A 14,393-nucleotide genomic window follows, 5' to 3' on the forward strand; every position below is an offset into this window, starting at 1 on the left:
TAGGTTAAACGTAGACAGGCGCAGTATAGAGGGGCGGAAGAAAAAATAAAGTAAATGCCGCCCCACGGGATGGGGCGGCAGAGGATTAACGAATATTGGCGCAGGTTAAGCAGAACGCGTAGCGGTTCTGCGGATCGTTGAATGCCGCCAGCTTATCGCTCTCGGTTTTCACCGCATTGGCCGCCGCGGCGACCGGTGCGGGCAGATACGCCTGGACCGCTGCCGGCAGCGCCGCGCGAACGGAACCCGTCAGGCTATCCACCACCATCGAAAAGAAGGTCGGTTCTTCCTGATAGTAGTTGATATGCCACTGTTTCAGCTTCGCCAGTTCGGCGGCTTTTGCCACCGCGTCGTCAAAGTCGCCAAGGCTATCGACCAGGCCGTTCGCTTTTGCATCTTCACCGGTCCAGACGTGGCCCTGAGCGATTTGGTCAATTTTCTCCGGCGTGCTCTTACGCGCGTTCGCCACCAGGGTGATAAAACGCTTGTAGCCGTTTTCGATGCTGAGCTGCATCAGCTGTTGCACTTCCGGAGGCAGCGCTTTGGTGGTTGAGACATCAGCCAGCGGCGAGGTGGCCACGCCGTCGGTATGGACGCCAATTGAGCCGAGGGTATCTTCGACGGTATTGATCACCCCAAAGATACCGATAGAGCCGGTAAGGGTGCTGGGGTTGGCGACGATATAATCCGCCGGGGTGGAGATCCAGTAGCCGCCGGAGGCTGCCATGCCGCCCATTGAGACCACCACCGGTTTACCGGCCGCTTTTGCCGCCGCCAGCTCTTCGCGAATCATCTCGGAGGCGCTGACGCTGCCGCCCGGGCTGTTAACCCGCAGCACGATCGCTTTCACTTTCGGATCGAGGCGCGCGTCGCGGATCTGCGCGGCGGTGGTGTCGCCGCCGACGTTACCCGGCGTTTCTTCGCCATCCATAATCGCGCCGTTAGCAAAGATAACCGCTATTGCGGAACCCTGGTCGGCAGGCGTTTTCAGCGTGTAATCGTAGTAGCTGATCGCGCTGTAGTTGTTGTCCTCTTTACTCCAGCCAAACTGTTTAGTCAGCGCTTTTTCCACCTCGGTAGAGGTGCCCAGCGCATCAACCAGCTTGTTATCCAGCGCGTATTTTGCCGTGTCGCCATCGACTTTACGCAGGCCGTCAATCACGCCCTGAGCGCCGGGGAACAGCTGCTGAGCGGTGATCTGGCGGTTGGCGGCAATGGTATTGAGGTAGTTTTGCCACAGCTCGCCAATCCAGCGGCTGTCCGCCTCGCGCGCCGCCGGGGACATATCATCGCGGATAAACGGCTCTACCGCTGACTTATAGGTGCCGACGCGGAAAACGTGGGTCGACACTTTGAGCTTGTCGAGCAGCGATTTGTAGTACAGGCCGTTGGTCGCGAAGCCGTGCAGGTCCACTTCGCCCTGCGGCGAGAGCCAGATCTTATTGGCGAAGCTGGCCAGATAGTACTGGCCCTGGCTGTAGCTGCTGCCGATGGCATATACCGGCTTGCCGCTATCGCGGAATTCGCGCAGCGCTTTACCGATATACTGCATCGACGGCTGATCGCCGCCGGCAAAGTCCTTCAGATCCAGCACGATACCGGTGATATTGCGGTCGTCTTTCGCCTGGCGAATTGTCTGCACAATGTCGAACAGCGAGTTTTCCTGCAGGCGATCGGAACTGGCGCCAAACAGCTGGCGGCCAATCACGCCAAGCTTGCTGCTGGCCGAGGGTTTATCGACCACCACGCCGGTGATATCCAGCAGCAGCGCGCCGCGGGTAGCGTGCTCTGTCGTTGTACTACTGAACTGGGCCCAGATGCCGACGCAGGCCAGCACCAGCACCAGGAAAACCACGTTCAGTGCGAGCTGGCGAATGAAATTTAGCACGCGCCATGTCCATTTAAAAAATCCGGCGAGCAGTCGCCAAAGAGTTCGCATGTATTCTCCCTAACCATAATCAAAAATGGGCGAGCCGCAGGGGCTGCCGCGTCTGGCTATCCTAATGAGAGTGCCGTCGGTTGTCAGCAGGAATCACCCGTTGGGCTGTAACAAAATCCTTGCGCATGTTAATTTTATGAAAAATCACATCACAGGAGTTATACAGATGGATGCTCTCGAACTACTGGTTAATCGCCGCAGCGCTTCACGTCTGACCGACCCGGCTCCGGCGGGCGAACAGCTGGAAAACATCCTTCGCGCTGGCCTGCGCGCGCCGGACCACGGGACGCTGCAGCCGTGGCGCTTCTTCATTATTGTCGATGAAGGGCGCGAGCGCTTCAGCCAGCTGCTGGAAAAAGGCGCGGTGGCGGCAGGGGGAGATGAAAAAGCGATTGAAAAAGCGCGCAGCGCGCCGTTTCGCGCGCCGCTGATCATTGCGGTGGTGGCGCGCTGTGAAGATCATCCGAAGGTGCCAAAGTGGGAGCAAGAGATGTCGGCGGGCTGTGCGGTGATGGCCATGCAGATGGCGGCCGTGGCGCAGGGGTTTAACGGCATCTGGCGCAGCGGCGCGTTAACCGAAAGCCCGGTTGTACGCGAAGGGTTTGCCTGCCGCGAGCAGGATAAGATCGTGGGCTTTCTCTATCTGGGGACCCCGCAGCTCAAAGCGTCAACCACCATCGCTTTGCCGGATACCGCACCGTTCGTGACGCGCTTCTGAGTCCGTTCTCGTTATGCCGGGCGGGCCCGGCTCACCGGCTCCTCCGGGGGAGTAGCCCGGCTAAGGGCAGTGCGAGCCGGGTGGAAGCAGTGCCAGTCTATCAGACTTGACACTTTTCCCGGAGGCACCTGTCCGGGCTACCAAACCGCGGACGGCCTGGAACCCTTCGCCCAGACAAGGCGTTTCAGACGCCACCTCCGGGCATTCAACGGCGACGATGTTACTTCTGTCGCTTCGCGAATTCGTCTTTCGCTTTCTGAAGCTGCTGCTGGAAGGCCGGATTGGTATGCAGCGTGGCGACGACCGCCGAACCGACGATACGCGCCGCGTCTACGTCGCTCTGCCAGTGATAGCCGCAGATCACCCGGCTCTCGCCGAGCTCAAAGCCGCGCTTAAGGATTTCATTTTGCCGCTGGGGATTAATCTCAGCCAGTACCAGCGCGGTGGCCCAGCCGATAGAGGTGTGGCCGGAGGGGTAGGAGCCGTTTTTCGACAGCGTATCCTGTTCCTTGGTGTTACAGGTGGCGACGCCATAAAACGCAAATGGGCGAATGCGCATGTACTTCTCCTTCGCTCCTCGCGTCGCCAGGTCGCCGGCATCTTCAATCATGTTGGTGAGCAGCTTGTGCAGCTCCGGCGCATCTTTGGCGGTAATGGGCGAGCCGAAGGCGCCGGAGAAGGCGTTGGCGACGCCGCCGCCGCTCAGGTTGGCGTCTTCAACCGCCAGCTTACCGCGCTCGGTGCCGCGCAGCAGACGGCCTTTCTCATACATTGCCTGATCGTTTAAAAACGCGATACTGCCCACTTCCGGCGGCGGCGGCAGCAGCGTCAGGCTGTCGATGGCCTGGGCGTTGGTCAGGTAGTAGAGATCGGGTTTTGTGGTGACGTCGTTACCGGCGGGAACCAGGGCGAAAGCGTTAAGGGAGAAGAGACTGGCCAGGCAAACGGCGAGAATACGCTTTTTCATGAAAACTTCCTTACGTTGTTATATGTCCAGAGAAAACAGAATTTATGCTTGTCATATTTCTGTCATTTTTTAGTAAAGGGTAAAATCACGTTGAAAAAGCGGGACCGCATCGCAAAATCGGTTTTTTGTCTGCTTAATGAGCAACCATACGCGATTTCGGACTGTCGCACTTACCACTCCGCCATTTGGGCGCTACCATATCGGGATTGCAATGACAGGAGATGTCCATGAGCGAGCAAGCCATTCGTTTAACGCAATACAGCCACGGAGCCGGTTGCGGGTGTAAAATTTCCCCTAAGGTGCTGGAAACTATCCTGCAAAGCGACCAGGCCAAGTTTATTGACCCAAATCTGCTGGTGGGCAACGAAACCAGCGATGATGCCGCGGTCTACGATCTCGGTAACGGCACGTCGATCGTCAGTACTACCGATTTTTTTATGCCGATCGTCGACAACCCGTTCGACTTTGGGCGCATTGCGGCGACCAACGCCATCAGCGATATTTTCGCCATGGGCGGTAAGCCGATTATGGCGATCGCTATTCTCGGCTGGCCCATCAATACCCTGGCGCCGGAAATTGCCCGTCAGGTGGTTGAGGGCGGGCGCTTTGCCTGCCAGCAGGCGGGGATCGCGCTTGCCGGCGGCCACTCCATTGACGCTCCGGAACCCATCTTCGGGCTTGCCGTGACCGGCGTCGTCCCGACCGAGCGGGTGAAGAAAAACAGCACCGCGCAGGCCGGCTGCAAGCTGTATCTCACTAAACCGCTGGGTATTGGCGTGCTGACCACCGCGGAGAAAAAGTCGCTGCTGAAGCCTGAGCACCAGGGGCTGGCGACGGAAACCATGTGCCAGATGAACCTCGTCGGCTCGGCGTTCGCCAACATTGACGGCGTGAAAGCGATGACCGACGTCACCGGCTTCGGGCTTCTGGGCCACCTGAGCGAAGTGTGCCGCGGCGCGGGCGTACAGGCGCAGCTTACCTATGCGGATATCCCGAAATTGCCCGGCGTCGAAGCCTACATCGCGGCGGGTGCGGTGCCGGGCGGTACCGGGCGTAACTTTGCCAGCTACGGCCATTTGATGGGCGACATGCCGCCAGCGTGGCGCGATCTGCTGTGCGATCCGCAAACCTCCGGCGGTCTGCTGCTGGCGGTAACGCCGGAAGCCGAGGCTGAGGTGCAGGCTGCCGCCGCTGAGTTTGGTATCACGCTTACCGCTATCGGCGAGCTGGTTACCGCCCGCGGCGGACGCCCCATGATCGAGATCCGTTGATTTCATGCGGCTGTTTATTGCAGAAAAACCGAGTCTCGGTCGCGCCATCGCCGATGTGCTGCCAAAACCGCATCGCAAAGGCGACGGCTACATTGAGTGCGGTAACGGGCAGGTGGTCACGTGGTGCATCGGCCACCTGCTGGAGCAGGCCCAGCCCGACGTCTACGATGCGCGCTATGCGCGCTGGAACCTGCTCGACTTGCCTATCGTGCCGGAAAAGTGGCAGCTGCAGCCTAAACCGTCGGTGACCAAACAGCTTAACGTGATTAAGCGTCTGCTCGGCGATGCGCAGGAAGTCATTCATGCGGGTGACCCGGACAGAGAGGGGCAGCTGCTGGTGGATGAGGTACTTGACTACCTGCAGCTGGCGCCGGAAAAGCGTCAGCAGGTGCAGCGCTGTCTGATTAACGATCTTAACCCGCAGGCGGTGGAGCGGGCGATTAACCGCCTGCGCGCCAACAGCGAATTTGTTCCGCTGTGCGTCTCCGCGCTGGCCCGCGCCCGCGCCGACTGGCTATACGGGATCAATATGACCCGCGCGTACACCATCCTTGGCCGTAACGCGGGTTACCAGGGGGTACTCTCGGTCGGGCGCGTGCAAACGCCGGTGCTTGGCCTGGTGGTACGCCGCGATGAAGAGATTGAAAACTTCGTCGCTAAAGACTTCTTCGACGTCAAGGCGCATATCGTTACCCCCAAGGATGAGCGTTTTGTCGCCACCTGGGTGCCCAGCGAGGCCTGTGAACCGTACCAGGATGAAGAGGGGCGACTGCTGCATCGCTCGCTTGCCGAGCACGTCGTCAAGCGCATTGAGGGGCAGCCGGCGACGGTCACCGCTTATAACGATAAGCGGGACTCTGAGCCAGCGCCGCTGCCATTCTCCCTCTCGGCGCTGCAGATTGAAGCCGCGAAGCGCTTCGGCTTTAGCGCGCAGAACGTGCTGGATATCTGCCAGAAGCTGTACGAAACCCATAAGCTGATTACCTATCCGCGTTCGGATAGCCGCTATCTGCCGGAGGAGCATTTTGCCGGGCGCCATGCGGTGCTGAACGCGATCGGCGTGCACGCGGCGGATCTGCTGCCGCAGCCGGTGGTGGATCCGGAGATCCGTAACCGCTGCTGGGACGATAAAAAGGTCGATGCCCACCACGCGATTATTCCGACCGCCCGCAGTTCGCAGGTAAAACTCAGCGACAACGAAGAAAAGGTTTACGGCCTGATTGCCCGCCAGTATCTGATGCAGTTCTGCCCGGATGCGGTGTTCCGCAAATGCCAGATCGATCTCGATATCGCCAACGGCAAGTTCGTTGCCAAAGCGCGTTTTCTGGCGGAAGCGGGCTGGCGAACCCTGCTGGGCAATAAAGAGCGCGATGAAGAGAACGACGGCATGCCGCTGCCGGTGGTGGCAAAGGATGACGAGCTGCTGTGCGAAAAAGGCGAAGTGGTGGAGCGTCAGACCCAGCCGCCGCGTCATTTTACCGATGCGACGCTGCTATCGGCGATGACCGGTATTGCCCGCTTTGTGCAGGATAAAGACCTGAAGAAAATCCTGCGCGCAACGGATGGCCTCGGTACGGAGGCAACCCGCGCCGGGATTATCGAACTGTTGTTCAAACGCGGCTTCTTAACCAAGAAAGGGCGCTATATCCACTCCACCGACGCCGGGAAGGCGCTGTTCCACTCTTTGCCTGAAATGGCGACGCGCCCGGATATGACCGCCCACTGGGAATCGATTCTGACGCAAATCAGCGAGAAACAGTGCCGCTATCAGGACTTTATGCAGCCGCTGGTCGGTACCCTGTTCCAGCTTATCGACCAGGCCAGGAGCACGCCGGTACGCCGCTTCCGCGGAATTGTGGCCCCGGGCGACGGCAAGAAGAGCTTTAGCAAGGGGAAAGGCAGAGCCAAAGCGAAAGATAAAAAAAGCGCCGCCGGCCCTGCGGCGGAAAGTCCGCAATAAAAAACCCCGGGAAACCGGGGTTTTTCAATTATGTTCCGAACCCATATACAGGGGTTCATTCAGCGAGTGGACTTAAATAACACCCTGCGCCAGCATTGCGTCGGCGACCTTCACGAAACCGGCGATATTCGCGCCGCGTACGTAGTTGGTCTGCTTCGCTTCACCGCCGTACTCAACGCAGGCGTGGTGGATATCCAGCATGATATGGTGCAAACGGGCATCCACTTTCTCCGCTTTCCAGCCCATACGCGCGGCGTTCTGCGCCATTTCCAGACCTGAAGTGGCGACGCCGCCGGCGTTGGCCGCTTTACCCGGCGCGAATAGCACGCCCGCTTCGAGGAACAGATCGGTCGCCGCGATAGTGGTTGGCATGTTGGCGCCTTCCGCGACGGCCTTCACGCCGTTGGCAATGAGCTGGCGGGCAGCGTCGACGTCCAGCTCGTTCTGCGTGGCGCACGGCAGAGCGATATCCACCGGCACGGACCACGGCTGCTTGCCTTCAAGGTAGGTCAGGCCGAACTCGCGCGCGTAATCCGCCACGCGGCCGTGGCTGCGCTCTTTAATGTCGATCAGGCGCGCCAGTTTTTCTTTGGTAAAGCCAGACTCGTCAACCACGGTACCGTTGGAGTCGGAAGCCGTAATCACCCGGGCGCCGAGCTCCATGGCTTTCTCAATCGCGTACTGCGCCACGTTGCCCGACCCGGACACCGCGACGCGAGCCCCTTCAAAGCCCAAACCGTGGCGCTTAAGCATCGCTTCGGTGAAGTAAATCAGTCCGTAACCGGTGGCTTCCGGACGAATCAGGCTGCCGCCGAAGGAGAGGCCTTTACCGGTGAAGACGCAGGCGCTGTTGTTGGAGAGCTTACGCATCATTCCGGCCATAAAGCCCACTTCACGACCGCCCACGCCGATATCACCGGCCGGCACGTCGGTATCCGGACCGAGGTGGCGATACAGCTCAGTCATCAGCGACTGGCAGAAACGCATCACTTCGCCATCGCTTTTTCCTTTAGGATCGAAGTCGCTGCCGCCTTTACCGCCGCCCATAGGCAGGGTGGTGAGAGCGTTTTTGAAGGTTTGTTCAAAGCCGAGGAATTTCAGAATCGACAGGTTTACAGAGGGATGGAAACGCATACCGCCCTTATACGGGCCGATGGCGGAGTTGAACTGCACGCGCCAGGCGCGGTTAACCTGAACCTGATTGCGGTCATCAACCCAAACGACGCGGAACTGGATAGCACGCTCCGGTTCAACCAGACGTTCCAGCAAATTCATCTGACGATAGCGCGGATTTTCCTCAAGGAATGGCCACAGGGTGGTCATCACCTCGCGGACCGCCTGAGCAAATTCAGTTTGATTTGGATCGCGCTGTTGAACGCGGGCGAGAAAACCTTCCAGAGTGCACGTCTGATCCATAGATATAAGTTCCCCTTATGGTTGTGGTTGCGTCTATTTATTATGATTCGGCCCTTGAAAAAGCCGATTTTCCGACTATACCATCGGAAATCGTTAGTTAAGCAAGGAAAAATTGTTCAGAAAGCAAAATTTATAATCAGGCGGTGGTCATAATCAAAAACGATGACAACCACTCGATAAAATTAGCGGGAATGGAGAGCGGCGCGCTGGGCGATAAAGGCTTCGAGCAGGGGAATATCGGCTGGCGCAAGAGGGAAGGTTAACGCCTCCTGCGGTGAACACCAGCGCAGCTGACTGTGGTAGCGGGCGATGGGTTCGCCGTTAAAATGCGGAACCCACCAGGCGTGAAGATGTATCAGGCGAGCGGACACTTCGCGCTGGTGGCTGGCGATGTAGCATTCCGGCCGGGCGTCGATCGCGAGCTCCTCCCGGAGCTCGCGCGCCAGCGCCTGGGCCTGGGTTTCGCCGGGTTCGACTTTACCGCCGGCCAGCTCCCACATTCCCGGCTGATCCGCGTGGGGCGGCCGCTGCGCCAGCAGAATTTGCCCGTTGCGTTCGATAATGGCGGCAACAACATCAAGGGTTTTTAGCATGTGAATCATCGTTCTGTACGGGATAATGGCCTATTATCACCGTCCTTGTCCCCGTCAAACAACCCTGAATTCGCTGGAGAGACTTTGTGCTTGACCGTCATTTGCATCCCCGCCTGAAACCTGTCCTCAACGCCGCCGCCGCCCTGCTGGATCGTCCGGCTATCTCTCCCGATGGCCTGACGCTCTTTGGCTTTGCGATTGGCGTGCTGGCGCTGCCGTTTTTAGCCCTGGGCTGGTATCCGGCGGCGCTGGCGGCGATCGTGCTCAACCGACTGCTGGATGGCCTGGACGGCGCGCTGGCCCGGCGACGCGGATTAACCGATGCGGGCGGTTTTCTCGATATTTCGCTCGATTTCCTGTTTTACGCCCTGGTGCCGTTTGGCTTTATTCTTGCCGATCCGGCGCACAACGCGCTGGCGGGCGGCTGGCTGCTGTTCGCGTTTATCGGTACCGGCAGCAGCTTTCTCGCCTTTGCCGCGCTGGCGGCTAAGCAACAAATCGATAATCCGGGCTACGCCCACAAATCGTTTTATTATCTCGGCGGGCTGACGGAAGGGACGGAAACTATCGCGCTGTTTGTGCTAAGCTGCCTGTTTCCGGCGTGGTTTGCGTGGCTGGCGTGGATGTTTGGCGCACTGTGCTGGCTGACGACCTTTACGCGGGTGTGGAGCGGATACCTGACCCTGAAGCAGGTAAGAGATTGATGGGCGGGTTTTTCCCGGTTGCGCTTAGCCGGGCTACGGGGCCACAGTCGTCAGCGGTCCGGTGCGCCAGCGCCGTCTTCGGGAAATGCGCCGGGAAGGATGCTTCCCGGCGGTGCATATGGCCAACAGGCGAATTACATACTGCTTTCCGGGCCGCGTTCCCCGCGCGAGACCGGGTTTTTCGGGTTGCTGCTCCACTCGTACCAGCCGCCGTCGTAGACCGAGACGTTGTTCCAGCCCATCGCCCGGGCGTACATAAAGGTTTCTGAGGCGCGCCAGCCGGTACCGCAGTAAAAAGAGACCTGCTGGTTCGGCAGAATATTCCATGATTTCCACATCGCGGCGATATCATCTGCGCTACGCATGGTGCCGTCCGGATTATGGAAATCCTCCATATGGGTGGAGTCGCTTCCGGCATGGCCCCAGCGGGCCCCGGCAATCTCCCCCATCGGCTTGATATAGCTGTAGCCGCTGGTGGTGCCGATAAACTCCGGCCAGGAACGAATGCTTACCAGCGAGGCGTCCTGACGGTGCAGCAGGGCGCGAGCCTGCTCGGTATTGAGCATCAGCTGCGGCTGACCCGGGATCGGCGCGCCGAACTCCGGCTCGGGCTTCTGCTTCGGCGGCGTTCCGCGCTCGACCGGCAGCCCGGCGTCGGACCAGGTTTTCCAGCCGCCGTCGAGCAGGCGTACATCCTTAACCCCGGCGTAGAGCATGATCTGCGCCACGCGGGCGGCGGCATACACGTCGCGACCGTACAAAATCACCGCGGTGTCATGGCGAATACCGTGTTTTGCCAGCATCGCTTTAAGCTGCGCGTCGGAGACTTTGTTCCATAGCGGCTCGCTCTCCACCTCGTTGGTATCGATATACCCGGCGCCCGGAATATGGCTCAGCAGATAAAACTTCGGCGCGCCCCAGGCGGCCTCGAACACCTTCCAGTGCCCGGCAGGCGCGGCGGTGACCGGTTTACCCTGCTGGAGGTCGTGCAGCCACTGCGGATACACCAGCTGTTCAAAATGCGGCAGCTTCTGCAGGCGGTCCGCCTGGCTCAGGGCGTCGCCGAGCGAGCTGAGGTGAGTGAAACCTGCCGCCTTAAGGCGCGCCGCGACTTTCGCGTTGTCGTCGGCGTTGCCGTACAGCGCAATCGGCGTAGAGGCCTGCAGATTGTGCAGCTTAGCCCAGGCGCTCAGCTGTTCATCGTTCAGCGAGCCAAGCCAGCTGGCGGCGAGGTTGAGCGCCTGCGGTTCATGGCCCTGAGGGCCGTTGGCGCCTTGCGGCCAACCGTTATAGAAAGCGCTAAGGCGCGTGTCAATAGCGACGCCGTTGCGCTGTTGCAGCGTGGAAAGCGTTAGCGTTGGCATGGTGTCAGCGGCGGAGGTGGAAGCAGCAAGCCCCATCAGCAGGGCGAGTGCGGTCAATTGAGAAACACGTTTCATCGAAATGCCCGGCAGTAGAAAATTGAGCGGCAATTCTCCGCGAACAACGCGGAGAATTCTTTGCGATAGCGCAGGCTTTCATTGCCAGAGCCCCATATGCAAACAGCGTCCGCCGGCGGGCGTATCCTGGTCATCATGCGTGACCAGCACCGCGGGGATCGCCTGCCGCGCCAGTTCATTGAACACCCAGCGGCGAAAATCGGCGCGCAGCGCAACGTCGAGGCGGTTAAACGGCTCATCCAACAGCAGCGCCCGCGGTCGGGCCAGCAGGGCGCGCAGCAGGCTGACCCGCGCCCGCTGGCCGCCGGAAAGGGTGGCCGGATCGCGCGTATAAAACCCCGCCAGACCGGCGCGCTCCAGCGCCTGTTCGACCTGGGTTTTGCGCTGGGGGCCGCGGACGTCAGCGGCAAGCGCCAGCAGTAAATTTTGCCCGACGCTGAAGTGGTCGAACAGCAGCGCGTCCTGGAACAGGATGCCGATGCGCCGTCGCTCGGTGGGTAAACTGTCGCAGCGCTGGTTATCCAGCCACAGCTCGCCGGCGGCGCGAAAATTCTCCGCCAGCGCGCCGACCATCCAGGCGAACAGGGTTGATTTACCGCTGCCCGAGGGGCCCATCAGGGTCAGTATCTCGCCGGGAGCAACGGAAAAGTCGACGTTGCGCAGCAGCGGCTCTCCGTTGAGGCTGAGAGTCAGGTTTTTGACGATCAACATTAGCGTAATCCTTGTCGATAGCGGCCGGTCAGCCAGGCCAGCAGCGCGGTGGCGGCAAAAAACAGCGCCGGCAGCAGTAGCTGCCATAGCGCCTGCGCGGCCAGAGTGGACGTCTCGCCGCCGCTGCTCAGCGCGACGGCTTCGCTGGTGAGCGTCGGGAACCGTCCGCCCCCCAGCCATAACGTCGGCAGGTATTGCGCGATGCTTACCGAAAAGCCCACCGCCAGCGCGGTCAGCAGAGGACGCGTCAGGGCGGGTAAGGTAACCAGCCAGAAGATGCGGCCTCGTTGCCAGCCGAGGGTGCGGGCGAGCAGCTCCATGCGCGGGTCGCGAGCGCGCCACGCGGGACGCAGAATAAACAGCATCCACGGCACGACCCACAGCAGGTGCCCCCATAAAACGGCGACCCACTCACCGTCCAGCCACGTATACAGCGCCAGCTGATATTGGCCGTCTACCAGCGGCAGCGCCGGTAAAATCAGCGGCAGCCAGATCCATCCGTCGAAACGGGAAGGGCCAGACGCCAGCCACAGCAGGCAGATAATCGCGCCGAGCGACGCTGAGCAGAGTCCAAGCCACAGGCTGTTGCCGACGCTATCGCTGACCGGCTGGCTATTCTGCGCCGCCGCGGCAAGCAGCAGGGCGCAGGCCACGCCGCACAGCGGCAGAAGAAGGGCGAAGCTTTTCCCGGTGAGCGCCCGCGGCTGCGGGTGGCGGATCCCCTGAACCTGCGGGATCCGCCGTCGCCAGAGACGCCAGACTCCCCACGCCGCCAGCGCCATGATGGCCAGCGTCAGCAGCAGTACCAGGCTGGTGAGGGCGCCTTTCGCTTGCTGGATCTCATCGCCCTGGCTTAACCATTGCCAGGCCAGCACCGCCAGCGTCGGCGGGTTACCCGGGCCAATCACCAGAGCGACGTCGACCGCCGAAAGGCTCCAGGCGGCGGTGGCCAGCAGCGCTATCGACAGCGCCGGAAGCAGCGTGGGCAAGACTAACCATTTCAGGCACTGCCAGCGTCCGTAGCCGAGGCTTTTTAATACCGTCGCCTGTCCGGCCAGGCGTTTCTCGCCTAACAGGCCATAAACCACCCACAGCAGAAACGCGCTCTCTTTGAGCGCCATCGTCAGGCCCAGTCCAATGCCGTAGCGGTCAACCGGCGGGGTAAAAAAGGGCAACAGGCGCGGGAGCCAGCCGCCATCGGCGAAGAGCAGCAGGGCTGCGGTGGCGAAGGCCACGTGAGGTACCGCCAGCAGCAGAGGGAGCCTTGCGGCCAGCCGCCGCCAGCCGCCCGACGGCCAGAGTGCGGCCACGACGGTGAGCGTGATGATCAGCGCGCCGCCAACCGATAGCAGGGTTGAGACGAGAGTCGCCGCCAGCGCCTGGCTGAATTGCGGGTCGGCAAACAGCGACAGCCAGCGCGCGCGGCGGAGCGCCGGAAGCGCCATCAGCGCAGCGGCCGGCAGCAGCGGCAGATAGATCAGCGCGACGGCGGCCCAGGCCAGCAGCCTTAGTGCGTGCCGTAGCGGCGCAGCCATTCCTGCTCCAGCGCGTCAACCCAGGCCGCGTGCGGTTCACCCAGCATCGGCGGCATATTCTGCGGCACAACGGCGTTAAAGGCCTGCCGCTCAGTCTCGGTTAATTTCGCCGGATCCAGCACGCTGGGGTCGCCCCACACAGTCGGGTCGGCCTTGCGCAGCTGGGCCTGCGGCGAGAGCAGGAAATTCGCGACCACTTTCGCCCCCGCCGTCGCCCGGGCATTGGACGGGATCGCCACAAAGTGGACGTTGCCAAGCATCCCCTCGCGGAAGCCGAAACCGTAGCTGTCTTTCGGCAGCTCGCCGCTGACCGCTTTTTGCTGCGCGTGCAGCGGGTTAAAGGTGATGGACAGCCTGAGGGTCCCATTTTTAAGCATGGCATCCATGCGGGCGGGCGAAGCCGGGAAGTCGCGGCCCTGGCGCCACAGCAGAGGGTGAAGCCGATCAAGATAGTGCCACAGCGGCGCGGTCACGGCGGCGAAGGTGGCCTCCTCAGGCGGCTGGCGTAGCGCGTCGGGCCGCGGAGTCAGCGTCAGCAGCAGCTGTTCAAGAAACGCGGTACCGGTAAAATCCGGCGGACGCGGGTAGGTGACGCTGCCGGGATGCGCGGCGGCGAAAGCCAGCAGCGCCTGCGGAGTGGTGGGCCCGTCGGGCGTTTGTGAGCGGCGGGCGATAAAAGTGAGCTGCGCGCCGCCCCACGGCAACTCGGCGCCGTCGGTGGGGATAGAGAAATCCTCGCGCACCGGCTTTTGCGTATCGACAAAGCGCCAGTTGGGCAGGGTTTCCGCCCACCGGGTTTGCAGCAGCCTGGCGTTTTTCAGGGTGCGGAAGTTTTCGCCGTTGACCCACAGCAGATCGATGGAACCGCCTTTACTGCGTCCGGCGCGGGCTTCGGTCTGGATGCGCTTCACCGCGTCGGCGGCATCCGCAATATGCACGATGCGCAGGTCGATAGCGTAGTCGCGCTTTACCTCACCGCTGACCCAGTCGAGATAGCGGTTCACCGCCGGATCGCCGCCCCAGGCGTTAAACCACACCGTCTGGCCGCGGGCTTCTTGTTGTAGGGATTGCCAGCCGGCGCTGGCGGCCAGCGGGGAGAGCAACAGCAAAGCGAAGACCAGCACACTGCGCATAACCACT

At 61.1% G+C, this 14,393-nt stretch carries 11 protein-coding genes and 1 pseudogene; 4 read left to right on the forward strand and 8 right to left on the reverse strand.

Annotated features, from left to right (window positions below; genetic code table 11):
- Positions 1-85 precede the first annotated feature (85 nt).
- Positions 86-1,939: a signal peptide peptidase SppA gene (gene sppA, locus BJF97_RS12405; RefSeq protein WP_014228962.1), complete on the reverse strand. Its 1,854-nt coding sequence runs from the start codon at positions 1,937-1,939 to the stop codon at positions 86-88.
- Between the two features lie 166 nt (positions 1,940-2,105).
- Between sppA and BJF97_RS12410 the strand changes: the two genes are divergently transcribed.
- The gene (locus BJF97_RS12410; protein ID WP_014228963.1) at positions 2,106-2,657 is read left to right on the forward strand and encodes an NAD(P)H nitroreductase; all 552 of its coding nucleotides are present in this window, start codon (positions 2,106-2,108) and stop codon (positions 2,655-2,657) included.
- A gap of 220 nt (positions 2,658-2,877) precedes the next feature.
- On the opposite strand, the gene phoC is transcribed toward BJF97_RS12410, so the two are convergent.
- Positions 2,878-3,624, reverse strand: coding sequence for an acid phosphatase PhoC (gene phoC / locus BJF97_RS12415; protein WP_032692754.1), 747 nt, complete (start codon positions 3,622-3,624; stop codon positions 2,878-2,880).
- Positions 3,625-3,851: 227 nt separating this feature from the next.
- Between phoC and selD the strand changes: the two genes are divergently transcribed.
- Both selD and BJF97_RS12425 read left to right on the forward strand, forming a co-directional pair.
- Complete coding sequence (gene selD, locus BJF97_RS12420) at positions 3,852-4,895, forward strand: selenide, water dikinase SelD (RefSeq protein WP_014228965.1); 1,044 nt, start codon at positions 3,852-3,854, stop codon at positions 4,893-4,895.
- Between the two features lie 4 nt (positions 4,896-4,899).
- A pseudogene (locus BJF97_RS12425) lies at positions 4,900-6,832 on the forward strand (DNA topoisomerase III); the annotation flags it as partial.
- A gap of 95 nt (positions 6,833-6,927) precedes the next feature.
- Here the strand turns inward: BJF97_RS12425 and gdhA are convergent.
- Together gdhA and BJF97_RS12435 are read right to left on the reverse strand one after the other, a co-directional pair.
- Positions 6,928-8,271, reverse strand: coding sequence for an NADP-specific glutamate dehydrogenase (gene gdhA / locus BJF97_RS12430; RefSeq protein ID WP_014838187.1), 1,344 nt, complete (start codon positions 8,269-8,271; stop codon positions 6,928-6,930).
- A 182-nt stretch (positions 8,272-8,453) separates the two neighbouring features.
- Entirely contained in the window at positions 8,454-8,864 is a 411-nt protein-coding gene (locus BJF97_RS12435; RefSeq protein ID WP_032692774.1) for a pyrimidine (deoxy)nucleoside triphosphate diphosphatase, read from the reverse strand.
- 86 nt (positions 8,865-8,950) lie between these two features.
- Here BJF97_RS12435 and BJF97_RS12440 point away from each other — a divergent pair, with 86 nt between their 5' ends.
- On the forward strand, positions 8,951-9,568 hold the full coding sequence (locus BJF97_RS12440) for a CDP-alcohol phosphatidyltransferase family protein (protein ID WP_032692753.1): 618 nt from the start codon (positions 8,951-8,953) through the stop codon (positions 9,566-9,568).
- 134 nt (positions 9,569-9,702) lie between these two features.
- Here BJF97_RS12440 and BJF97_RS12445 read toward each other — a convergent pair whose 3' ends face one another.
- The 4 genes from BJF97_RS12445 to BJF97_RS12460 all read right to left on the reverse strand — a co-directional run bounded on the left by BJF97_RS12445 (position 9,703) and on the right by BJF97_RS12460 (position 14,386).
- Positions 9,703-11,007, reverse strand: coding sequence for a rhodanese-like domain-containing protein (locus BJF97_RS12445; RefSeq protein WP_032692773.1), 1,305 nt, complete (start codon positions 11,005-11,007; stop codon positions 9,703-9,705).
- Between the two features lie 78 nt (positions 11,008-11,085).
- On the reverse strand, positions 11,086-11,718 hold the full coding sequence (locus tag BJF97_RS12450) for an ATP-binding cassette domain-containing protein (protein WP_032692752.1): 633 nt from the start codon (positions 11,716-11,718) through the stop codon (positions 11,086-11,088).
- Positions 11,718-13,253, reverse strand: a complete 1,536-nt coding sequence (locus tag BJF97_RS12455; protein ID WP_032692751.1) for an ABC transporter permease subunit — start codon at positions 13,251-13,253, stop codon at positions 11,718-11,720. Before BJF97_RS12455 ends, BJF97_RS12450 begins: the two co-directional genes overlap by 1 nt.
- Positions 13,226-14,386 carry an ABC transporter substrate-binding protein gene (locus BJF97_RS12460; protein WP_070082922.1) on the reverse strand — a complete coding sequence of 387 codons (1,161 nt, stop codon included), beginning with the start codon at positions 14,384-14,386 and terminating at the stop codon, positions 13,226-13,228. Before BJF97_RS12460 ends, BJF97_RS12455 begins: the two co-directional genes overlap by 28 nt.
- Between the last annotated feature and the right edge of the window lie 7 nt (positions 14,387-14,393).

Source organism: Klebsiella sp. LTGPAF-6F (assembly GCF_001753185.1).
In the GTDB taxonomy this organism is placed as follows: Bacteria; Pseudomonadota; Gammaproteobacteria; order Enterobacterales; family Enterobacteriaceae; genus Klebsiella; species Klebsiella michiganensis.

Excerpts from the sequence above, each read along its gene's own strand:
- sppA (WP_014228962.1), bottom strand. The coding sequence starts at position 1,939 with ATGCGAACTCTTTGGCGACTGCTCGCCGGATTTTTTAAATGGACATGG.
- BJF97_RS12410 (WP_014228963.1), top strand. The coding sequence starts at position 2,106 with ATGGATGCTCTCGAACTACTGGTTAATCGCCGCAGCGCTTCACGTCTG.
- phoC (WP_032692754.1), bottom strand. The coding sequence starts at position 3,624 with ATGAAAAAGCGTATTCTCGCCGTTTGCCTGGCCAGTCTCTTCTCCCTT.
- selD (WP_014228965.1), top strand. The coding sequence starts at position 3,852 with ATGAGCGAGCAAGCCATTCGTTTAACGCAATACAGCCACGGAGCCGGT.
- gdhA (WP_014838187.1), bottom strand. The coding sequence starts at position 8,271 with ATGGATCAGACGTGCACTCTGGAAGGTTTTCTCGCCCGCGTTCAACAG.
- BJF97_RS12435 (WP_032692774.1), bottom strand. The coding sequence starts at position 8,864 with ATGCTAAAAACCCTTGATGTTGTTGCCGCCATTATCGAACGCAACGGG.
- BJF97_RS12445 (WP_032692773.1), bottom strand. The coding sequence starts at position 11,007 with ATGAAACGTGTTTCTCAATTGACCGCACTCGCCCTGCTGATGGGGCTT.
- BJF97_RS12450 (WP_032692752.1), bottom strand. The coding sequence starts at position 11,718 with ATGTTGATCGTCAAAAACCTGACTCTCAGCCTCAACGGAGAGCCGCTG.
- BJF97_RS12455 (WP_032692751.1), bottom strand. The coding sequence starts at position 13,253 with ATGGCTGCGCCGCTACGGCACGCACTAAGGCTGCTGGCCTGGGCCGCC.
- BJF97_RS12460 (WP_070082922.1), bottom strand. The coding sequence starts at position 14,386 with ATGCGCAGTGTGCTGGTCTTCGCTTTGCTGTTGCTCTCCCCGCTGGCC.